Raw genomic sequence first — 21132 nt, forward strand, 5'->3', positions numbered from 1 at the left:
CGCCACCGGCCCGAGCCCACTGTGCGGGGGCTCGGGCCGGCGGCGTCCTCGGCGGGGGAAAGCGTTCGGGACGTGGCCGGAAACGGCATGCCTGGTGACAATCGTTTTCAGCTAACGTCTGCGGAGAAGGGGCCCGGCACCGATGCCTTCCGGTGCCGGACCCCTGTGCCGGTTCCTCCGGACCCTCAACCGGAGAAGCCGACGTGCGCGAGCCGCACGGGGCCGCGCAGTCCGAGGCGGACGTCGTGCACACCGCCGGCGGTGAACGCGGCGGTGAGGGTGCGGTGGTCGTAGGGCCCCCGCGTCCCGCCGACCGCGAGCTCGGCGACCGGCCCGCCACTCGGCGGGCTCCCGGGCGCCGACGGCCCGGCGGCCGGTGGGAGTCCATGCGTCCACGGTCCGCCGTCCAGTGACACCTCGACGGTCCCCTCGCCCGCGGCCTCGACGACGACCCCGGTCACCCCCTCCCCGAAGTCGCACGCCCGGTAGAGGAGTTCGCCCGTGCCGCCGTCCGCCGGGGTCACCGCGTCGCCCGTCGTCCTCGTGCGGTCGACGATCGCGATGCCGTACTGCTCGTCGAAGTCGGCCGCGTCCAGGCCGCGTTCGCGGACCGGGCGGAACGCGCCCGGCTCGCCGTCGAGTTCGACGGTCGCACCGAGCCGGATGTCCTCGCCGGACGCGCCGACCAGCAGTTCGTAGGCGCCCGGTTCCAGTCGGCGGCGGCCGAGGGACACGTCCCAGAACTCCAGTGCCGTGAGCGGGACGTCGAAGGTCACGGTCGTCGACGTGCCCGGGGCGAGCCCGACCCGGCGGTGCCCCGCCAGTTCACGGCGCGGCCGGGGCACGGACGGGGCGACCGCCCGGGTGTAGAGCTGGACGACCTCGTCGGCGGCGACGGTCCCGGTGTTCGTCACGGCGCAGGAGACGGTCAGCGCGTCCGCCTCCCGGCGGACCCGCAGGTCCGTGTAGGCGAACGACGTGTAGGACAGTCCGTGTCCGAAGGGGAACAGCGGGGTCCCCTCGAAGTAGAGGTAGGTCTGCCGGCCGCCGATCACGTCGTAGTCGAGCAGATCGGGAAGGTCGGCGTCCGCGGCGTACCAGGTCTGCGGGAGGCGGCCCGCGGGGGAGACGTCACCGGCCAGGACGCGGGCCAGCGCGGTGCCCGCCGCCTGGCCGCCGTGCGCGGTCCACAGCAGGGCGGGCAGGCCGGTGTGGTCGACCGCGTACGGGTAGGCGGAGACCAGCGCCAGCACGGTGTCCGGGTTCACCGCGCGGGCGGCGTCCAGCAGCCGCTCCTGATGGGCGGGCAGCCGCAGCGTCGTACGGTCCTCGGTCTCGCGGCCGTCGATGTGCGGGTCGTTGCCCGCGACGACGACGACCACGTCGGCCGAGGCGGCGGCGCGCGCCACGGCGTCCTCACCGCGTTCGGTGAACTCCACCTCGAAGACCTCGGCCTCCCGGGCGTCCTGTCCGGCAACCTTCACGCCGTCGGCGGCGACACGGACGTATCCGCCCGTCCCCAGGTGCTTCAGGAGGTGGCCGCCGTCATGGGCCGCGGAGGGTTCCAGCCGGAAGGTCTCCTGGACGACCCAGCCACCCGGCTGGTCGGCCGAGGCGCGCAGGAACCCGTCGTCGGCGACCGACAGGTAGCGGCCGTCGGGGGCGCGCAGGGTCAGGACGCCCTCGCGCCAGTCGATCAGCGCCAGTTCGGTGCCGACGGCGTCGGCGGTCAGCGGGGGCAGGTCGGTGCGGCCCGCGATCAGCGCGGGGTCGAGGGCGCCCCCGCCGTCCCGCGGCTCCTCAGGCGGGTCCTCCACGGCGGGCACCGCGAGGTACCGCCCGGACGAGGTCCTCAGGCGTACGCGGTCCACGCCCTCGGCGAAGTCCACGCGCTCGGCGCCGAAGCGCTCGTACAGGCCCTCCAGCGGTGTCGACCGGTGGATGAGCGTGCCGCTGTACCAGTCGAGCTTGCACTCGTCGGCGAGCAGGCCGACGACGGCGAGGCGGACGCCGGGGCGCAGCGGCAGCAGCCCGTCGTTCTTGAGCAGGACGATCGCCTGCTCCGCGGCCTCCCGGGCGAGCGCGCGGTGGGCGGGCGTGTCGAACTCCCCGGTGTCCGCGTACGGGTCGAGGTCCGGGTCGAACTCGCCCAGCCGGAAGCGCACGGCGAGCTGGCGGCGGACGGCGGTGTCGATGTCGGCCTCGGTCAGCAGGCCCCGCTCCAGGGCGCCCCGGACGCGGGCGGTGATCCGCGAGCCGTCCGTGCCGTGGTCGGTGAAGCTGTCGACGCCGGCGAGGAGCGCGGCGGCGGTGGCCTCCTCGTGGGTGTCGAAGTAGTGCTCGGAGTCGACCAGGTTGGAGGGCGCGCCCGCGTCCGAGCAGACCAGCAGCTCCTGGTCGGTCCAGGCCCGCAGGTGCTCGCGCAGATACGGCGAGAGGTGGTTGGGACGGCCGTTGACCAGGTTGTACGCCGGCATCACCCCGGCGACGGCGCCGGCCACCACGGTGTCGCGGAAGGCGCGCAGATCGTACTCGTGCAGCACGCGCGGCCGGACGGAGGAGGACGAGGTGTCCCTGGCGGTCTCGTTGTTGTGCGCGAGCCAGTGCTTGAGGACCGGGGCCGCGCGCCAGTAGACCGGGTGGTCGCCGCGCAGTCCGCGGGTGTACGCGGTGGCGACGGCGGAGGTGAGCGCCGGGTCCTCCGAGTAGCCCTCCTCGTTGCGGCCCCACAGCGGATGGCGCAGCAGATTGACCGTGGGGGACCAGACGTTGAGGCCCACGCGGTCGTCGCGTGCGCGCATCGCGCGGGCCTCCGACGACACGGCCTCGCCGATCCGGCGCACGAGGTCCTCGTTCCAGGTCGCGCCGAGCCCGACGGCCTGGGGGAACACCGTCGCCGGGCCCATCCAGGCGACCCCGTGCAGGGCCTCCTGGCCGGTGCGGAAGGCCCGGATCCCGAGCCGCTCGACGGCGGGCGCGAACTGGTGCAGGAACGCGATCCGTTCGTCCAGGGTCAGCCGCGTCAGCAGGTCGTCGACGCGCTTCGCGAACGGCAGGCTGGCATCGCGGAAGGGCGGCATGGAGGGCGTCTCTGCGGTCACGTGGTGATCCCTTTGCGGTGGGGCGCCGAAGTGCTTTCGAAGCGCTTCGATGCTCGATCGGCCGAGGGGTGGGTGTCAAGACGCCGGTGTGTACCACCTCCGTTTCCCGCCAGTCGCATCAAGTGCCGCAGGGGGACGCCCTGTTGTCGCTCGCCTCCGAGGAATCTTGGGACCGGCCCTTGTGCACCCCCAGGCGTTCACTTAACCTCGCAGCAACATCGAAGCGCTTCGACTGTCGGGCTTCCCTCTCTCCAGGGCGCAGCCTCCGAGGACCGCTTCAGCTCGGGCAGATCCACTCGAGACACCGCAGCCGACGGCCCCACCGCCGGGTGTCCTGCTGTGCGCCACGAAGGGTTGACGCAATGACGCCGAACTCCGCCCCCTCCGCCCCCAGCCGGAGAAGCTTCCTCGCCTCCACGGCGGTCGCAGCGGCCGCCGTGGCCGGCGGAACGCCCCTGCTCACCGCCTGCGGCGGCGGCCGGGACGGCGACAAGGACGGCACCACCTCGGGGAAGGACGCCCAGAAGATCCTTCCGGCGTTCGTGGCGTCGAGCGTCGTCACGCCCGACCTTCCGTCGAAGAACGGATCGGCGGCCGGGTTCACCCGTGCGATCGACCTGGACGCGCTGAAGACGTCCGTCCCGAAGAAGCTGGGCGGCGGCAGCGACCTGAAGATCATGTCGCCGTTCTGGGGCAGCCCGCCGGCCGGCGACAACGCGTACTACACGGCCATGAACGAGGCCATCGGCGTCAAGGCGACCTGGCAGAACCAGGACGGCAACACCTACGACGAGAAGCTGGGCGCGATCCTCGCCTCCAGCGACATCCCGGACGTGGTGGTCGTCCCGGGCTGGAACCTGAACGGCAGGATACCGAGCGCGATCAACGCCAAGTTCGCCGACCTCGGACCGTATCTGTCGGGCGACAAGGTCAAGGCCTATCCGAACCTCGCGGCCGTCCCCACCGACGCCTGGCAGCGCTCCATCTTCGGCGGCCGGCTGCGCGCGATCCCGATGCCGGCCTCGTACGTCACGAACATCGCGCCCTTCTACCGCAAGGACGTCTTCGCCGAGAAGGGCTACACCCCGCCGAAGTCGCCGGACGAGTTCCTGGCCTGGGCGAAGGAGGCCACCGACGCCAAGGCGAAGGTGTGGGCCTGCGACGACCTCAAGTGGACGGCCTTCAACGTCCACGGCGTCCTCAACGGCAGCGACAAGGCCCTGTGGTGGGACCTGAGGGACGGCAAGCTGGTCAACCGGATCGAGACCGACGAATACCTCGAAGCCCTGGAGTGGACCCGCAAGCTGTACGCGGCGGGCGTCGTCCACCCGGACGCCAAGGCCGTCAAGGGGGACGCCTCCAACCGCTTCACCGCGGGCCAGTCCCTCGTCTTCAACGGCGACCTGTCCTACTGGTACGGCTCGACGGCCGAACAGCGCACCCAGAAGACCGACTTCGAGATGGGCGCGTTCGACATCTTCGGCCCCGACGGCGGTGACCCCACCCTCTGGGCCACCCAGCCCGCGGGCATCTTCACCTTCGTCAGCAAGTCCGCGTCCGCGCGGCAGATCAAGGACTTCCTCGCGCTCGCCGACTTCTGCGCCGCCCCGTACGGCACCAAGGAGTACATGCTGACGGTGTACGGCGTCGAGGGCACCGACTACACCGTCGAGAACGGCCTGCCCACCAAGACCACCAAGGGCACCAACGAGGTCAACGGCGCCTACGACTACACCGGTGACCCGGCCGCCTACCTCGCCCACCCCGACCTGCCCGAGATCGCCCGGCTCCAGGTCGAGTGGCAGCAGCGCATGGGCGCCTTCACCAAGAAGTCCTCCTTCTACGGACTGACCATCACCGAGCCCAACCGGTGGACCAACCTCGCCAACGACTTCGAGCAGCTGGAGGACGACGTCGTCCGCGGCCGCAAGAAGATCGCCGACGTGCAGCAGGCCGTCGCGGACTGGAGGAGCAAGGGCGGCGACGACCTGCGCGCCTGGTACAAGAAGCTGCTCGACGACAACGGCTCCCCGGCCAAGTGACCCAGGACTGAGGCAAGGAGAAGGCCGTGTCCCACAGCACGGTGCCTCGGAGCAGGGCCGGGGCCAGGGCGGACAGGAAGGCGCCGGACGGGAGCCCGCCCGAGGGCGCCGGCGGGCGGCGGGCCGCCGGGAGCACCGGACGGGGCGCGGGAAAGCCGGCCCTCCGGCTGCGGTTCAGGCGCGACCGCACCCTGATCCTGATGACCCTGCCCGCGATCGCGCTGCTGCTCGTCTTCACCTACGTCCCGGTGCTGGGCAACGTCGTCGCCTTCCAGGACTACGACCCCTATCTGAGCGACAACGGCTTCGTCGCGATGTTCGAGAGCCCCTGGGTGGGTCTGGAGAACTTCCGGCGGATCTTCGAGGACTCGGCGTTCTGGCACGCGGTGCAGAACACGTTCGTCCTGTTCCTCCTCCAGCTCGTGCTCTACTTCCCGGTCCCCGTCGCCCTCGCGCTGCTCATCAACAGCGTGGTCAGGCCCCGGGTCCGGGCCGTCGCCCAGGCGGTCATGTACCTCCCGCACTTCTTCTCCTGGGTCCTCGTCGTCACCGTCTTCCAGCAGATCCTCGGCGGGGCGGGCATCATCGCCCAGACCCTGCGGCGCCACGGCCACCAGGGCATCGACCTGATGACCGACCCGGGGACCTTCAAGTTCCTGGTGATGGCCGAGGGCGTCTGGAAGGACGCGGGCTGGGGCATCATCGTCTTCCTCGCGGCCCTCTCGGCCGTCCCGCCCGACCTGTACGAGGCCGCCGCCATGGACGGGGCCGGACGGTGGCGGCGCATGTGGCACATCACCCTGCCCGCCCTGCGCCCGGTGATCGCCCTGCTGCTGGTGCTGCGCGTGGGCGACGCGCTCACCGTCGGCTTCGAGCAGCTCCTGCTCCAGCGCGACGCGGTGGGCCCCGGCGCCGCCGAGGTCCTCGACACCTACGTGTGGTGGAACGGCATCCGCAACCAGGACTTCGGCTACGCCGCGGCGGCCGGACTGGTCAAGGGGGTGGTCGGCCTGGGGCTCGTCCTGACGGCCAACAAGGTCGCCCACCTCATGGGCGAGCAGGGGGTGTACGAGAAATGACCGCCGTGACGCCCGATGCCCGCGCCCGGTCCGGCCGGTGGGCGGCGCCGCCCCGCCCGCCCTGGGAGGAGGAACCCTCCAGGGCCGGCCTCGCGGGCAAGGGGATCGTCCTCGCCCTGGCCGCCTTCGCGATCCTCTTCCCGCTCTGGATCGTCGTCGTCACCAGCCTCCAGTCGAAGAGGGCCATCGACGCGGCCGGCGGCCTGGTCGTCGTCCCCAGGGGCGTCACCTTCATCGCCTACGAGGAGCTGCTCACCGGCGGTCAGGTGCAGCGCGCCGCGCTCGTCAGCGTCGGCGTGACCCTGGTCGGCACCCTGTTCAGCATGGCGGTCTCGGTCCTGTGCGCGTACGGACTCTCGCGCACCGGATCGCTCGGTCACCGCTGGTTCCTGATGCTGCTGCTCGCCACGATGTTCTTCGGCGCGGGCCTCATCCCGACCTATCTGCTGGTGCAGGCGCTCGGCCTCACCGACACCTATCTCGCGCTGATCCTCCCCAGCGCGGTGAGCGTCTTCAACGTCCTGGTGCTGCGGGCGTTCTTCATGGGCATCTCGCCCGAGCTGATCGACAGCGCCCGCATCGACGGCGCGGGCGACTGGCGCATCCTGTGGCGGATCGTGATGCCGCTCTCCCGGGCGGTCCTCGCGGTCATCTCGCTCTTCTACGCGGTCGGTTACTGGAGCGCCTGGTTCAACGCCTCCATCTACCTGACCGACCAGGACATGATGCCGCTGCAGAACGTCATGATCCAGCTCGTCCAGAAGCAGGAACGCCCGGTCGGACTCGCCACCCAGATCAACACCGGACAGCTCTCCCCGCTCGCCGTGCAGATGGCCGTCATGGTGATGGCGCTGCTTCCGGTCGCGGTCCTCTCGCCCTTCGTCCAGCGGCACTTCAAGAAGGGCATGCTCACCGGCGCCGTGAAGGGATGACCTCACCGAGGCCCCCGGCGCCGCCCCCCGGCCCGTCGCGGCCGACCTGCTCCTGACCGGCGGTCGGCCGCGGCGCACCACTCCCGTCACTCCCTCCCTCACCCCGATCGAGGTGGCTCATGCGCACGCCCCGCGGAACCGGCCCGGAGCCCGGGCGGCCGTCCCTGAGCGACGCCACCCGGGGCCGCATCCTGTTCGGCGGCGACTACAACCCCGAGCAGTGGCCCGAGGAGACGTGGCACGAGGACGTCCGCCTCATGAAGGAGGCCGGCGTCAACTCCGTCACCCTCGGGGTCTTCTCCTGGGCCAGACTGGAACCACGGCCGGGAGCGCGGGAGTTCGGCTGGCTGGACCGGCTGATGGATCTGATGCACGAGCACGGCGTCGGCGTCGTGCTCGCCACCCCCACCTCCTCGCCACCCCCCTGGATGGGCCGGCTGCACCCCGAGACCCTGCCCCGGGACGAGGACGGCCGCACCGAGTGGTGGGGCTCCCGCCAGCACTTCTCGCACTCCAGCGCCGTCTACCGCCGCTGCGCGGCCGCCATCACCGAGGACCTGGCCGCCCGCTACGCGAGCCACCCCGCCCTCACGATGTGGCACATCAACAACGAGTACTGCACCTTCGACTACGGCGACGAGGCGGCCGCCGCCTTCCGGCGCTGGCTCCAGGACAGGTACGGCACCGTCGGGGCGCTCAACACGGCCTGGGGAACGGCCTTCTGGGGCCAGGGCTACGACGGCTGGCACGAGGTCCTCCCACCCCGTCGCGCGCACTACATGAAGAACCCGACGCATGTCCTCGACTTCAAGCGCTTCACCTCCGACATGCTCCTGGAGTGCTGCACCGCCGAGCGGGACATCGTGCGCCGCCACAGCCCCGGCACCCCGGTGACCAGCAACTTCATGCCGATGTGGGTCGGCCAGGACGCCTGGCGGTGGGCCGCGGAGGAGGACGTCGTCTCGGTCGACCTCTACCCCGACCCGCGTGACCCCCTCGGCGCGCAGCACGGCGCGCTCGTCCAGGACATGACGCGCTCCCAGGCGGCGGGCGGCCCCTGGATGCTCATGGAGCAGGCGGCCGGAGCGGTCAACTGGCGCGGGGTGAACCGTCCCAAGCCGCGCGGGCTCAACCGGCTCTGGTCGCTGCAGGCCGTGGCGCGCGGCGCCGACGCCGTCTGCTACTTCCAGTGGCGCCAGTCCCGGCAGGGAGCGGAGAAGTTCCACTCCGGGATGATCGGCCACGCGGGGGAGCGGGGCCGCGCCTTCCAGGAGATCAAGCGCATCGGCGCCGAACTCGCCCTCCTCGCCCCCCATGTGACGGACACCCGGGTCACGCCGGACATAGCGGTCCTGCACGACTGGGACTCCTGGTGGGCCGGGGAGCACGAGGGCCGGCTGTCCGCCGAGAACGACTACGCCGAGGTCGTACGGGCCTGGCACCGCGCCCTGTGGGAGGCGCACCTCACCACCGCGTTCGCCCGCCCCGAGCACGACCTCTCCGCCTACCGCATGGTCGTCGTGCCCCAGCTGTACCTCCTCACGGACACGGCGATCGAGAACCTCCTCGCCCACGTGCGAGCGGGCGGCACGCTCGTCTGCGGCTTCCTCACCGGCGTCGCCGACGAGGACGACCGGGTGCGGCCGGGCGGCATGGACGAGCGGCTGCGCGGCCTGTTCGGCATCCGGACGCTGCACGAATGGTGGCCGCTGGACGCGGGGGAGAGCGTCGCCTGTGACGGCTTCTCGGGCACGCTCTGGTCCGAGGAGATCGAGCCCGGCCCCACCGCCGTCGTCGAGGCGCGCTACCGCGGCGGCGAGCTGGACGGACTGCCCGCCGTGCTCCGCAGGGGCACCGCACGCTACCTCTCCACCCTCCCCGAACCGGCCGCCCTGCGTGCCCTGCTGGCGGGCGCGGCCCGGAGCGCGGGCGTCCGGCCGGTGCTCGACGGGCTGCCCGACGGTGTCGAGGCCGTCCGGCGCGGCGACCTGCTCTTCCTGCTCAACCACGGGCGCGGCCCGGTGACCGTCGAGGTGCCGGGCAGCCACCGCGAGCTGCTCGGCGGCGCGTCCGTGCGGGACTCCGTACGACTGGAGCGGTACGGAGCGGCGGTGCTCGCCCCATGACGGACGAGGCCCGCTCCGGCTCCCGCGCGCACGGCTCCCCGGCCTCCCGAGCGCACGGCTCCCCGGCGGACGGCGGCCGCGGCTCCGTCCCCGTCCACGGCACCTGGGAACCCCTGCCCGCCGCCCGCTGGGAGGACGCCTTCCTGAGCGGGAACGGCACCCACGGCGTCATGGTGTTCGGCGATCCGGACGACGACCGGGTGATCGTCAACCATCACCGTCTGGTCCGTCCGAACGGCAGCTCGGACGCCCGTCCGCCCGAGCTCGCCGACCGCCTCGCCGCCGTACAGGACCGGCTCCTGGCCGGAGACGTGCGTGCGGGCGAGGACTTCACCGACGGGCGGCCGCTGCTGTGGGTGCAGCCCTTCCACCCGGCGTTCCAGGTGCGGGTGCGCCGCCCCGCCGGGGAACCGCGCGACTACCGGCGCGAGGCCGACTTCACCAGCGGGGTCGTCCGCGCCGTGTGCGGCGACCGGCGCGGCGAGGTCTTCGTCTCGCGCGCCGACGACGTGATCGCGCAGTACGTGACCGCCCCCGGCCCCGCGGCCGAGGTGGCGCTCGACCACCGGCTGCCGGGAGCGCCCGGGGACCTGGCGGTGGAGCACGGAGCCGTCCGCACCCCCGAGGGCGCCCTGCTCACCCTGCTCGCCCGCTATCCGGGCAGCGACCTGGCGTACACCGGGGTCACCCTCCTCGTCACGGACGGCGTCACCCGTCCCGCCCCCTCCGGCGTACGGGTCGAGGACGCCCGCTCGATGCTGCTGCTGACCCGGGTGCGCCGGCACCCGGGCGGCCCGGACGTCCTCGCGGAACTGCGCGCACTGCGGGAACTGCTGACCGGGACCGGGACCGGGACCGGGACCGAGACCAGCGCCGAGACCGAGGCCGAGACCGGCGCCGGTCCCGGCACGGAGGACGTCGAGCGGGCCTACGCCCGTCTGCTCGCCCGCCACACCGCCCTGCACCGTGCCGCCTATCTGCGGGTCACCCTCGACCTGGGCGCCGACCCCGCCGAACGGGCCCTGCCCGGATCGGAGCTGGTCCGGCGCCCGAAGAGCCCGGCCCTCCTGGAGCGGCTCTTCGCGGCGGGCCGCTACCACCTGCTGTCCGCGTCCGGCACGCTCCCGCCGCGGCTGACCGGCCTGTGGACCGGTGACTGGGAGACCGCCTGGTCCGGGGCGTTCACCACGGACGCCAACCTCAATCTGCAGACGGCGTCGGCCGCCGCGGCCGCCCTCCCCGAGGTCACCGAGGCCCACGCGGCCCTGGTGCACGGCCAGTTGCCGCACTGGCGGGACAACGCCCGGGCGGTCTTCGGCGCCCGCGGCGTGGTCGCCCCGGCCCACACCGACGGCGAGTCGGGACACACCTGCCACCTCAGCCGCGACTACCCGCTGCACGTGTGGACCGCGGGCGCGGACTGGCTGCTCAAGCCGCTCGTGGACCACGACGAGACCCGCGGCGGACGCGACCCGCGGCTCGCCGCCGCGCTCGCCGAGACCGCCCGCTTCTACGAGGACTTCCTCACCCGGACCGACGAGGACGGCCACCTGGTGATCGTGCCGTCCTACTCCCCGGAGAACCGTCCCGCGAACGCGGGCCGGGTCACCGTCAACGCCGCCATGGACCTCTCGGCCGCCCGGCACGCCCTGTGCACCGCGGCCGCGTACCACCCGGGCCCCGACGCCGAGCGCTGGCTCGCGCTCGCCGACCGGCTGCCGCCGCACCGGGTCAACGCCGAGGGCGCGCTGGCCGAATGGGCCCGTCCCGGACTCCTCGACACCTACGACCACCGGCACCTCAGCCATCTGTACGGCGTCTGGCCGCTCGACGAGATCAACCCGTACGACACCCCCGGACTCGCCGCGGCGGCCCGTCGCGCCCTCGAACTGCGCGGAGCCGAGAACGACTCGGCGCACGGCCACCTCCACCACGCCCTGGTCGCCGCCCGGCTGCGGGACGCCGGGCGCGTGGCGAACGCCCTCGACGCCGTCCTGGCCGGGGACTTCTTCCACGTCTCCCTGATGAGCGGCCACTACCCGAACCGGCACGTCTACAACGCCGACGCCGCCCACACCCTGCCCGCCGTGCTCATCGAGGCACTGATCCAGTCCACACCGCGGCGGCTCGTCCTGTTCCCGGCGCTCCCCGCCGGCCTGCCGAGCGGCGAACTCCGCGGGATCCGCACACGGTTCGGGGCCCGGGCCGACCTCACGTGGACCCCCGACGGCGCCACGGCCGTCCTGCGGCCCGGCCGCACCTGCCGCGTCGAACTCCGGACCCCCTCCGGCGCGCGACCGCTCTCCCTGAACGCCGGAGAGGACCGCGTCCTCACCTTGGGACCGCGGTAGTCCCCCCGCATCTCCCCCCCACCCATGGAAGGAAGACCATGGCACTTCGCACACCGAACAGGCTCGTCAAGGCCCTCGTCGCCCCCGCGCTGGCGCTCGGCGCGACGATCGGCCTCGCCTCGGCCCCCGCCCAGGCCGCCGTCTGGTCCTCCTGCGACCAGTGGGGCAACACCACCCTGAACGGGTACACGCTCTACAACAACATCTGGGGCTCCGGCGCGGGCAGCCAGTGCGTCTGGGCCAACTCCGGCACCAACTGGGGAGTCCGGGCCGACCACCCGAACACGGGCGGGATCAAGTCCTACCCCAACTCCAAGAAGTACGTGGGCAGGACGATCGCCGGGCTGTCCTCGCTCAAGAGCAGCTACAGCGTCACCGTCCCGTCGTCCGGCGCCTACAACACCTCGTACGACATCTGGGACACCGGCTACGCCCACGAGATCATGCTCTGGGTCAACCACAACGGCGCCGTCGGCGCGCTCGGCACCTCGCAGGGAACGCTCACGCTGGGCGGCAACACCTGGACCGTCTACAAAGGCAACAACGGCGCTAACGACGTCTTCTCGTTCCTGCGCAGCTCGGACTCGACCTCCGGCACCATCGACATCCTCCCGATCCTGAGGTGGATCGCGAACACCAAGGGCTGGATGTCGAGCGGCGCGACCATCGGGGACGTGCAGTTCGGCTTCGAGATCACCTCGTCCGCGGGCGGTCTCGACTTCGTCACCGACAACCTCACCGTCAGCAGCGGCTGACCCGGCCCCGAAGGCGCGGCCGGTCCCTCACGGGGCCGACCGCGCACGCCCTAATCCGCCACGGGCAGCCGCGCCCCGTCCCGCAGGAACAGCGGGATCCGGTCCAGCGGCGCGTCCACCGTGACGGCCGCGCCGCCCTCGTACGACGTCCCGGTCCACGCGTCCGTCCAGCGGGCACCCGCCGGGAGGTACGCCGTACGGGCCGTCGCGCCCGCGGTGAGGACCGGCGCGACCAGCAGGTCCGGGCCGAGGAGGTAGGCGTCGTCCACCGGCCAGGCCGCCTGGTCGCCGGGGAACTCCAGGAGCAGCGGGCGCATCACCGGCAGCCCCTCCTCGTGAGCCTCCCGCATGACCTCCAGCAGGTACGGCTTCAGACGCTCCCGCAGCCGCAGGTACTTCTCCATGACGGCGCCGGCCTCCTCGCCGTAGGACCAGACCTCGTTCGGGCCGCCGGTCATGGAGGGGCCGAGCGGAAGCCCGGGGTCGCGGAAGCCGTGCAGCCGCATCAGCGGCGACAGCGCGCCGAACTGGAACCAGCGGACCATGACCTCGCGGTAGGCCGGATCGTCCGGATCGCCGCCGTGGAAGCCGCCGATGTCGGTGTTCCACCAGGGGATGCCGGACAGCGCGGTGTTGAGGCCCGCCGCGATCTGGCGGCGCAGGGTCGCGAAGTCGGTCCCGATGTCGCCCGACCACAGGGCGGCCCCGTAGCGCTGACTGCCCGCCCAGGCCGAGCGGTTGAGGGAGACGATCTCGGTCTTCCCGGCGGCCCGCAGGCCCTCGTAGAAGGTGCGGGCGTTCTCGCGCGGGTAGAGGTTGCCCACTTCGAGTCCCGGGCCCGCGTGGTAGCGCAGGTTCTCGGAGAAGCCCGGTTTCAGCTCCGGCTCGCAGGCGTCCAGCCAGAAGGCCGAGATGCCGTACGGGTCGAGGTAGTTGTCCTTCACCCGCGACCACAGGAACGCGCGGGCCTCGGGGTTCGTGGCGTCGTAGAAGGCAACCTGGACCGTGGACGCGACCTGCTTGTCCGGCCAGTCGGCGTGCGCCATGGGGCCGTACTCGGTGCCGATGAACCAGCCCCGCTGCTCCATGAGCCCGTGGTTCTCCGAGAGCGGGGAGACCGACGGCCAGACGGACACGGCCAGTCTGACGCCGAGTTCGGCGAGTTCGGCCTGCATGGCCGCGGGGTCGGGCCACTCGGCCGGGTCGAACTTCCAGTCGCCGAGGTGGGTCCAGTGGAAGAAGTCGCAGACGATGACCGACAGCGGCAGGCCCCGGCGCCTGTACTCCCTCGCCACCTCCAGGAGTTCCTCCTGGGTGCGGTAGCGCAGCTTGCACTGCCAGAACCCGGCCGCCCACTCGGGCAGCATCGGCGTCCGGCCGGTCGCCGCGCTGTAGCGGCGCTGGGCGTCGGCCGGGGTGCCCGCGGTGATCCAGTAGTCGATCTGGCGGGCCGAGTCGGCGACCCAGCGGGTGCCGTTGCCCGCGAGCTCCACCCGGCCGACGGCCGGGTTGTTCCACAGGAGGGTGTAGCCGCGGCTGGAGGTGAGCACCGGGACGGTGACCTCGGCGTTGCGCTGGACCAGGTCCAGGACCGCGCCCTTCTGGTCGAACAGGCCGTGCTGGTGCTGGCCGAGGCCGTACAGCCGCTCGCCGTCGTACGCGGCGAAGCGCTGCTCCAGCCGGTGGTGGCCGTTGCCGGTGGGGGTGTACAGCCGTGGACCGGGCCACCAGAAGTGGGCGCGCTCCTCGGCGAGGAGTTCGGCGCCGTCCGCGGTGCGGGTGAAGCGGACCAGCCCCTCGGCGCTCATCTCGACGGTCAGCGCCCCCACCGTCAGCCGGCCCTCGCCGTCCCGGAGTTCCAGCGTGCTCGCGGCGGCCTCCGGCTCGTCGAGCAGTGCTCCGGGGAGGCCTTCGAGCAGGGGACCGCCGAGCCGGGCGCGGACCCGGACGGCGTCGGGGCCCCACGGCTCGATCCGGACGGTCTCCGTGCGGCCGCTCCACTCCAGCGCACCGTCCCGCTCACGGAACGTGCCGACGGTCGGGGAGGACTGCGCGAGGCTGACCTGGGACTGGATCTCGGCGGACTGATTCACCTGGAGTGCTCCTGGAGGAGTGCCGACATGGAGGAACGCGGACATGGAGGAACGCAGGCATGGAGGAACGCGGACAGGGCGTGGGCGCTACGGTTCGGGCGGGGCGGCGGCGCGGAGAGCACGTGGGCGGCGGGAGCACCCGGCGGGGGACGCGGGGTCCGTGATGGGGGCGCCGCCGGGCGCGCCCCTGGGGAGAGGGACCGGTGGTTCAGGGCGCGGCCGGCGCCGGCCCCGTGCTCGCCCGCACCGTCAGCTCCGGGGCGATCAGTACGACCTCGTCCTTGCCGCGGCCCTCGAGCTTGGCGATCAGATGCTCGACGGCGTGGCGGCCCATGTCCTGCGCGGGGATGGCGACCGACGTCAGCCGCACCGAGGCCTGGGTGGCGACCTGGTCCGGGCAGATCGCGATCACCGAGACGTCCTCGGGCACGGCACGGCCCTTCTGGCGCAGCAGGGCGAGCAGCGGTTCGACCGCCGACTCGTTCTGCACGACGAAGCCCGTGGTGCCCGGGCGCTCGTCGAGGATGCGGGCGAGGGTGAGGGCCATCGCGTCGTAGCCGCCCTCGCAGGGCCGGTGCAGCACCCGCAGCCCCAGTTCCCGCGAGCGGGAACGGAGTCCGTCGAGCGTCCGCTCGGCGAAGCCGGTGTGCCGCTCGTAGACGGCGGGCGCCTCGCCGATGACAGCGATGTCACGGTGGCCGAGCAGCGCCAGGTGCTCGGCGCACAGCGCGCCCGTCGCCCCGAAGTCGAGGTCGACGCAGGTCAGACCGGTGGTGTCGGCGGGGAGGCCGATGAGCACGGACGGCTGGTCCGTCTCGCGCAGCAACGGCAGTCGCTCGTCGTCGAGTTCGACGTCCATCAGGATCATCGCGTCGGCGAGCCCGCTGCCGGTGACCCGGCGCACCGCGTCGGGCCCCTCCTCGCCGGTGAGCAGCAGGACGTCGTAACCGTGGGCCCGGGCGTTGGTGGCCACCGCGATGGCGATCTCCATCATCACGGGTACGTACATGTCGGTGCGCAGCGGGACCATCAGCGCGATGATGTTGGACCTGCTGCTCGCCAGGGCGCGGGCGCCCGCGTTCGGGTGGTAGCCGAGCTCCTGGATGCTCCGCTCGACCCGCTGCCGGGTGCTCGCGGAGATGGACCGCTTGCCGCTGAGGACGTAGCTCACCGTGCTCGCCGACACTCCGGCGTGCTGGGCGACCTCGGCGAGGGTGACCATCCGGCTCTCCCAGTTTTGTGAAGCGCTTCGACAGTGCGCGCGGTACCGATAGGGGCGAATGAGAGTGGCTCGACACTAGCCCGGTGGAGGAATCGTGTCCATAGCTGTCGAAGCGCTTCGACAGTGAATTCCCGTGGAACGGATCCCGAGTGCGGCGACGGTGACCGGTTCACGGGAGGCCCATTGGGCCGAACGCTGCGACAGGACTGGTGGGGTCAACCGGAATCAGGTAAATACGATCGAGTAGAACCGGTCGGTAACGGACTGTCCCAAGATCCCTATTCGCGGCGAGGTGAGCCTCATGTCCGCAACACCCCACCAGCCCACAGTCACCGAACGTGAGGCCCGACAGGTCGCCGAGGCCGCGCGCGAACAGGGCTGGCAGAAACCCAGCTTCGCCAAGGAACTCTTCCTCGGCCGCTTCCGGCTCGACCTCATCCACCCGCACCCGCTGCCCGCCGCCGAGGACACCCTGCGCGGCGAGGAGTTCCTGGCCAAACTGCGGGACTTCTGCGAGACGAAGATCGACTCCGCCCGGATCGAGCGCGAGGCGCGGATCCCGGACGAGACCATCACCGGGCTCAAGGAGCTCGGCGCCCTCGGCATGAAGATCGACACCAAGTACGGCGGCCTCGGCCTCACCCAGGTGTACTACAACAAGGCCCTCGCCCTGGTCGGCTCGGTGAACCCGGCGCTCGGCGCGCTGCTCTCCGCCCACCAGTCGATCGGCGTGCCGCAGCCGCTGAAGCTCTTCGGCACCCAGGAGCAGCGGGACACCTTCCTGCCGCGCTGCGCCCGCACCGACATCTCCGCCTTCCTGCTCACCGAACCGGACGTCGGCTCCGATCCGGCGCGGCTCGCCACGACCGCCGTCCGGGACGGCGACGACTACGTCCTCGACGGGGTGAAGCTCTGGACGACCAACGGCGTCGTCGCGGACCTCCTCGTCGTCATGGCGCGCGTCCCGAAGTCCGAGGAGGGCAAGGGCGGCATCACGGCCTTCGTGGTGGAGGCCGCCTCGGAGGGCGTCACCGTCGAGAACCGCAACGCGTTCATGGGCCTGCGCGGCCTGGAGAACGGCGTCACCCGCTTCCACCGGGTGCGGGTGCCGGCCGCCAACCGCATCGGACCCGAGGGCGCGGGCCTGAAGATCGCCCTCACCACCCTCAACACCGGCCGCCTCTCGCTGCCCGCCATGTGCGCGGGCGCGGGCAAGTGGTGCCTGAAGATCGCCCGCGAGTGGACGTCGGTGCGTGAGCAGTGGGGCAAGCCGGTCGCCCTCCACGAGGCCGTCGGCTCCAAGATCTCCTTCATCGCCGCCACCACCTTCGCGCTGGAGGCCGTGCTCGACCTGTCCTCGCAGATGGCCGACGAGAACCGCAACGACATCCGCATCGAGGCCGCCCTCGCCAAGCTGTACGGCTCCGAGATGGCCTGTCTGATGGCCGACGAGCTGGTCCAGATCCGCGGCGGCCGCGGCTTCGAGACGGCCGCCTCGCTGGCGGCCCGCGGAGAGCGTGCCGTCCCCGCCGAGCAGGTCCTGCGCGACCTGCGCATCAACCGCATCTTCGAGGGCTCCACCGAGATCATGCACCTGCTGATCGCCCGGGAGGCCGTCGACGCCCACCTCTCGGTGGCCGGTGACCTCATCGACCCCGACAAGTCGCTCTCCGAGAAGGCGAAGGCGGGCGCGAACGCCGGTGTCTTCTACGCCAAGTGGCTGCCGAAACTGGTCGCGGGAGCGGGCCAGCTCCCGCGCTCGTACAACGAGTTCCACCACGACGTGGACCTCTCCACCCATCTGCGCTACGTCGAGCGCAACGCCCGCAAGCTCGCCCGGTCCACCTTCTACGCGATGTCGCGCTGGCAGGGCCGCATGGAGACCAAGCAGGGATTCCTGGGCCGGATCGTCGACATCGGCGCCGAGCTCTTCGCGATGAGCGCGGCCTGTGTGCGGGCCGAACTCCTGCGCACCCAGGGCGACCACGGGCGCGAGGCCTACCAGCTCGCCGACGCCTTCTGCCGCCAGTCCCGCATCCGCGTCGAGGAACTCTTCGGACGCCTGTGGACCAACACCGACGACGTCGACCGCAAGGTCGTCAAGGGCGTCCTGTCCGGCACCTACACCTGGCTGGAGGAAGGCGTCCTCGACCCCTCGGGCGACGGCCCCTGGATCGCCGACGCCACCCCCGGCGCGAGCACCCGGGAGAACGTGCACCGGCCCATCCGCTGACGTCCTCCCCGGTGGCGCGCACCCGCCGCGTCCGCCGCCGCGCCGTCCGCCGACGCCCTGTCCGCGCGCCGGCGGCGGACGCGACGGCGGACGGGGCCTCCGCCACGCGTCCTGGCGGTTCCCCTCCACCGCGCCGGCGCCCGACACGGCCGACGACGCGGTCGAAGACGTGTTCGCCCCCGTGCCGCCGCCGGCCGTTCCCGGCCTCGCCGGCAAACGGCCCGCGCGCCACCGCCCCCGGTCGCCGAAGCCGGTCCCCGGGCGCCGCGGCGAGCGCTGACCTGCGGACCGGCGGGGCGTGAGGTCCCGCCAGGGCCCCGCGGGCGGGCACCGCCCACCGCGGCCCGTACGGACCGCCCGCTCTCCACCGAGGTCCCTCGGCGCGGCCGGGCACCACCGGTCACGGGGGCGGGCGGCGGCAATGAGGGACGCCCTGTCCTTCGGCCCACACGTTGCGGCCACAATGGGGGAATGAGCGACAGTCCAGCCCCCCTCGCTGATCCGCATCTCGTCTTCGACCCCGTGAACGGAGTCCGGGATGTCGTGATCCTCGGATCCACCGGTTCGATCGGCACCCAGGCCATCGACCTCGTGCTGCGCAACCCCGACCGGTTCCGGGTCACCGCGCTGTCCGCCGCCGGCGGCAGGACCGACCTGCTCGCCGAGCAGGCCCACCGGCTGCGGGTACGGACGGTCGCCGTGGCGCGCGAGGACGCCGTCCCCGCGCTCAGGGAGGCGCTCGCGGCCCGCTACGCACCCGGCGAGACCCTTCCCGAGATCCTCGCCGGCCCCGACGCGGCCACCCAGGTCGCCGCGTCGGACTGCCACACCGTCCTCAACGGCATCACCGGTTCCATCGGCCTCGCGCCCACCCTCGCCGCGCTGGAGGCGGGCCGCACCCTCGCGCTCGCCAACAAGGAGTCGCTCATCGTCGGCGGCCCGCTGGTCAAGGCGCTGGCGAAGCCGGGCCAGATCATCCCGGTCGACTCCGAGCACGCGGCCCTCTTCCAGGCACTGGCCTCCGGCACCCGCGCGGACGTGCGCAAGCTCGTCGTGACCGCCTCCGGCGGCCCGTTCCGCGGCCGGACGAAGGCGGAGCTGGCGGACGTGAAGCCGGCCGACGCCCTCGCGCACCCCACCTGGGCCATGGGCCCGGTCATCACCGTCAACTCCGCGACCCTGGTCAACAAGGGACTGGAAGTCATCGAGGCGCACCTCCTCTACGACATTCCCTTCGACCGCATTGAGGTGGTCGTGCACCCGCAGTCGTATGTCCACTCGATGGTGGAATTCACGGACGGCTCGACGATGGCCCAGGCGACGCCCCCCGACATGCGGGGGCCCATCGCCATCGGCATCGGCTGGCCCGAGCGCGTCCCGGACGCGGCGCCCGCCTTCGACTGGACGAAGGCGTCGAGCTGGGAGTTCTTCCCGCTCGACGACGACGCCTTCCCGTCGGTGGGACTCGCCCGGCACGTGGGGCAGCTCGCGGGTACGGCCCCGGCGGTGTTCAATGCCGCCAACGAGGAGTGCGTGGACGCGTTCCTGAACGGCGCGCTGCCGTTCAACGGGATCATGGAGACCGTCACCCGGGTCGTCGAGGAACACGGCACACCGCGTACGGGAACTTCCCTGACCGTCGCGGACGTCCTCGAAGCGGAGACCTGGGCGCGCGCCCGGGCCCGTGAACTGACGGCACAGACGACAATCGCGGAGGCTCGTGCATGACGACCCTGATGATGATCCTCGGCATAGTCGTCTTCGTGCTCGGGCTGCTGATCTCGATCGCGTGGCACGAGCTGGGACATCTGTCGACGGCCAAACTCTTCGGCATCCGGGTGCCGCAGTACATGGTGGGCTTCGGGCCGACCATCTGGTCGCGCAAGAAGGGCGAGACCGAGTACGGCATCAAGGCCGTTCCGCTCGGCGGCTACATCCGCATGATCGGCATGTTCCCGCCCGGCCCGGACGGCCGGATCGAGGCCCGCTCGACGTCCCCGTTCCGGGGCATGATCGAGGACGCCCGCTCCGCCGCCTTCGAGGAACTGAAGCCCGGGGACGAGACCCGCCTCTTCTACACGCGCAAGCCGTGGAAGCGCGTGATCGTGATGTTCGCCGGCCCCTTCATGAACCTGATCCTGGCCGTGGCGATCTTCCTCGGCGTGATGATGACGTTCGGCGTCCAGACCCAGACCACCACGGTCGGCAAGGTCTCCGACTGCGTCATCCAGCAGAGCGAGAACCGCACGAAGTGCGCTGCGGACGACCAGGCGGCGCCCGCCAAGGCCGCCGGACTCCGGGGCGGTGACAAGATCGTCGCGTTCGACGGCAAGGCGGTCGACGACTGGTCGGCCCTCCAGTCCGACATCCGGGCCAACCCCGGCAAGGACGTCACGATCACCGTCGAGCGCGACGGACGGCAGGTCGACCTGAAGGCCCACCTGATCAAGAACCAGGTGAGCAAGACCGACGGCAACGGCGGCTACGTCGAGGGCAAGTACGTGTACGCCGGCTTCCTCGGCTTCACGCCCGCCTCCGGCATCGTCCAGCAGTCCTTCGGCCAGTCCGTCGACCGCATGGGCGACATGATGCAGAACGGCGTCGAGTCCCTGGTGTCGCTGCCCGGCAAGGTCCCCGACCTGTGGAACGCGACCTTCGGCGACGCCCCGCGCAAGGCCGACTCCCCGATGGGCGTGGTCGGCGCGGCCCGCATCGGCGGCGACGTCTTCACCCTGGACATCCCGGCCTCGCAGCAGGTCGCGATGATGCTCCTGCTGGTCGCCGGGTTCAACCTCTCGCTGTTCCTGTTCAACATGCTCCCGCTGCTCCCGCTCGACGGCGGGCACATCGCGGGAGCCCTGTGGGAGTCGCTGCGGCGCCACACGGCGAGGGTGCTCCGGCGCCCCGACCCGGGCCCGTTCGACGTGGCGAAGCTGATGCCGGTGGCCTACGTGGTGGCCGGGATCTTCGTCTGCTTCACGGTCCTCGTCCTGATCGCGGACGTCGTCAATCCCGTGAAAATCTCTTAGTCACACCGCGTTGACGGTGGCCGGGCACCCTGGGTGTCCGGCCATCTTCCGTTCGGCGGGTTTGAACGCCGGGGGCGTGATGTGCCCGGTGGCGCGCCCGTACCATAATCTCGAACCCCGGAGCCCAGGATTTCCGGGACCTTGATCCACAACTTGGGGTTGCACAGCA

12 protein-coding genes are annotated in these 21132 nt (G+C 72.0%); 9 read left to right on the top strand and 3 right to left on the bottom strand.

Annotated elements, in window-relative coordinates; genetic code table 11:
* Positions 1 to 185: 185 nt before the first annotated feature.
* Positions 186 to 3101, bottom strand: a complete 2916-nt coding sequence (locus ACICHK_RS28765) for a glycoside hydrolase family 3 C-terminal domain-containing protein (RefSeq protein ID WP_406839123.1) — start codon at positions 3099 to 3101, stop codon at positions 186 to 188.
* 362 nt (positions 3102 to 3463) lie between these two features.
* On the opposite strand from ACICHK_RS28765, the gene ACICHK_RS28770 reads away from it, so the two are divergent.
* The 6 genes from ACICHK_RS28770 (at position 3464) to ACICHK_RS28795 (ending at position 12386) form a co-directional block, all read left to right on the top strand.
* Positions 3464 to 5143 (top strand): Tat pathway signal sequence domain protein, encoded by a 1680-nt coding sequence (locus tag ACICHK_RS28770; RefSeq protein ID WP_406839124.1) that lies wholly within the window; start codon positions 3464 to 3466, stop codon positions 5141 to 5143.
* Between the two features lie 26 nt (positions 5144 to 5169).
* Complete coding sequence (locus tag ACICHK_RS28775) at positions 5170 to 6222, top strand: ABC transporter permease (RefSeq protein ID WP_406839125.1); 1053 nt, start codon at positions 5170 to 5172, stop codon at positions 6220 to 6222.
* Entirely contained in the window at positions 6219 to 7154 is a 936-nt protein-coding gene (locus tag ACICHK_RS28780) for a carbohydrate ABC transporter permease (protein ID WP_406839126.1), read from the top strand. Before ACICHK_RS28775 ends, ACICHK_RS28780 begins: the two co-directional genes overlap by 4 nt.
* A 119-nt stretch (positions 7155 to 7273) precedes the next feature.
* Complete coding sequence (locus ACICHK_RS28785; RefSeq protein WP_406839127.1) at positions 7274 to 9280, top strand: beta-galactosidase; 2007 nt, start codon at positions 7274 to 7276, stop codon at positions 9278 to 9280.
* A complete protein-coding gene (locus ACICHK_RS28790) occupies positions 9277 to 11631 on the top strand; it encodes a glycosyl hydrolase family 95 catalytic domain-containing protein (protein WP_406839128.1) in 2355 nt (784 codons plus the stop codon). The genes ACICHK_RS28785 and ACICHK_RS28790 overlap by 4 nt, the downstream gene beginning before the upstream one ends.
* A gap of 38 nt (positions 11632 to 11669) precedes the next feature.
* Positions 11670 to 12386 (top strand): glycoside hydrolase family 12 protein, encoded by a 717-nt coding sequence (locus ACICHK_RS28795; protein ID WP_406839129.1) that lies wholly within the window; start codon positions 11670 to 11672, stop codon positions 12384 to 12386.
* Positions 12387 to 12436: 50 nt separating this feature from the next.
* Here ACICHK_RS28795 and ACICHK_RS28800 read toward each other — a convergent pair whose 3' ends face one another.
* Both ACICHK_RS28800 and ACICHK_RS28805 read right to left on the bottom strand, forming a co-directional pair.
* The gene (locus tag ACICHK_RS28800) at positions 12437 to 14479 is read right to left on the bottom strand and encodes a TIM-barrel domain-containing protein (protein WP_406839130.1); all 2043 of its coding nucleotides are present in this window, start codon (positions 14477 to 14479) and stop codon (positions 12437 to 12439) included.
* A 208-nt stretch (positions 14480 to 14687) separates the two neighbouring features.
* Entirely contained in the window at positions 14688 to 15701 is a 1014-nt protein-coding gene (locus tag ACICHK_RS28805) for a LacI family DNA-binding transcriptional regulator (RefSeq protein ID WP_151472220.1), read from the bottom strand.
* 301 nt (positions 15702 to 16002) lie between these two features.
* On the opposite strand from ACICHK_RS28805, the gene ACICHK_RS28810 reads away from it, so the two are divergent.
* The 3 genes from ACICHK_RS28810 to ACICHK_RS28820 all read left to right on the top strand — a co-directional run bounded on the left by ACICHK_RS28810 (position 16003) and on the right by ACICHK_RS28820 (position 20963).
* Positions 16003 to 17934 carry an acyl-CoA dehydrogenase family protein gene (locus ACICHK_RS28810; RefSeq protein ID WP_406839131.1) on the top strand — a complete coding sequence of 644 codons (1932 nt, stop codon included), beginning with the start codon at positions 16003 to 16005 and terminating at the stop codon, positions 17932 to 17934.
* A 471-nt stretch (positions 17935 to 18405) separates the two neighbouring features.
* Complete coding sequence (gene dxr, locus ACICHK_RS28815) at positions 18406 to 19662, top strand: 1-deoxy-D-xylulose-5-phosphate reductoisomerase (protein WP_406839132.1); 1257 nt, start codon at positions 18406 to 18408, stop codon at positions 19660 to 19662.
* The gene (locus ACICHK_RS28820) at positions 19659 to 20963 is read left to right on the top strand and encodes a M50 family metallopeptidase (RefSeq protein ID WP_406839133.1); all 1305 of its coding nucleotides are present in this window, start codon (positions 19659 to 19661) and stop codon (positions 20961 to 20963) included. The genes dxr and ACICHK_RS28820 overlap by 4 nt, the downstream gene beginning before the upstream one ends.
* Positions 20964 to 21132: the final 169 nt, after the last annotated feature.

Origin of the sequence: Streptomyces sp. AHU1 (assembly GCF_045343905.1) — a bacterium.
GTDB lineage: Bacteria > Actinomycetota > Actinomycetes > Streptomycetales > Streptomycetaceae > Streptomyces > Streptomyces triticiradicis.

Bases quoted from the DNA above. Each gene is read 5' to 3' on its own strand.
- ACICHK_RS28820 (WP_406839133.1), top strand. From the start codon at position 19,659: ATGACGACCCTGATGATGATCCTCGGCATAGTCGTCTTCGTGCTCGGG.
- ACICHK_RS28780 (WP_406839126.1), top strand. From the start codon at position 6,219: ATGACCGCCGTGACGCCCGATGCCCGCGCCCGGTCCGGCCGGTGGGCG.
- dxr (WP_406839132.1), top strand. From the start codon at position 18,406: ATGAGCGACAGTCCAGCCCCCCTCGCTGATCCGCATCTCGTCTTCGAC.
- ACICHK_RS28810 (WP_406839131.1), top strand. From the start codon at position 16,003: ATGTCCGCAACACCCCACCAGCCCACAGTCACCGAACGTGAGGCCCGA.
- ACICHK_RS28785 (WP_406839127.1), top strand. From the start codon at position 7,274: ATGCGCACGCCCCGCGGAACCGGCCCGGAGCCCGGGCGGCCGTCCCTG.
- ACICHK_RS28770 (WP_406839124.1), top strand. From the start codon at position 3,464: ATGACGCCGAACTCCGCCCCCTCCGCCCCCAGCCGGAGAAGCTTCCTC.
- ACICHK_RS28790 (WP_406839128.1), top strand. From the start codon at position 9,277: ATGACGGACGAGGCCCGCTCCGGCTCCCGCGCGCACGGCTCCCCGGCC.
- ACICHK_RS28805 (WP_151472220.1), bottom strand. From the start codon at position 15,701: ATGGTCACCCTCGCCGAGGTCGCCCAGCACGCCGGAGTGTCGGCGAGC.
- ACICHK_RS28795 (WP_406839129.1), top strand. From the start codon at position 11,670: ATGGCACTTCGCACACCGAACAGGCTCGTCAAGGCCCTCGTCGCCCCC.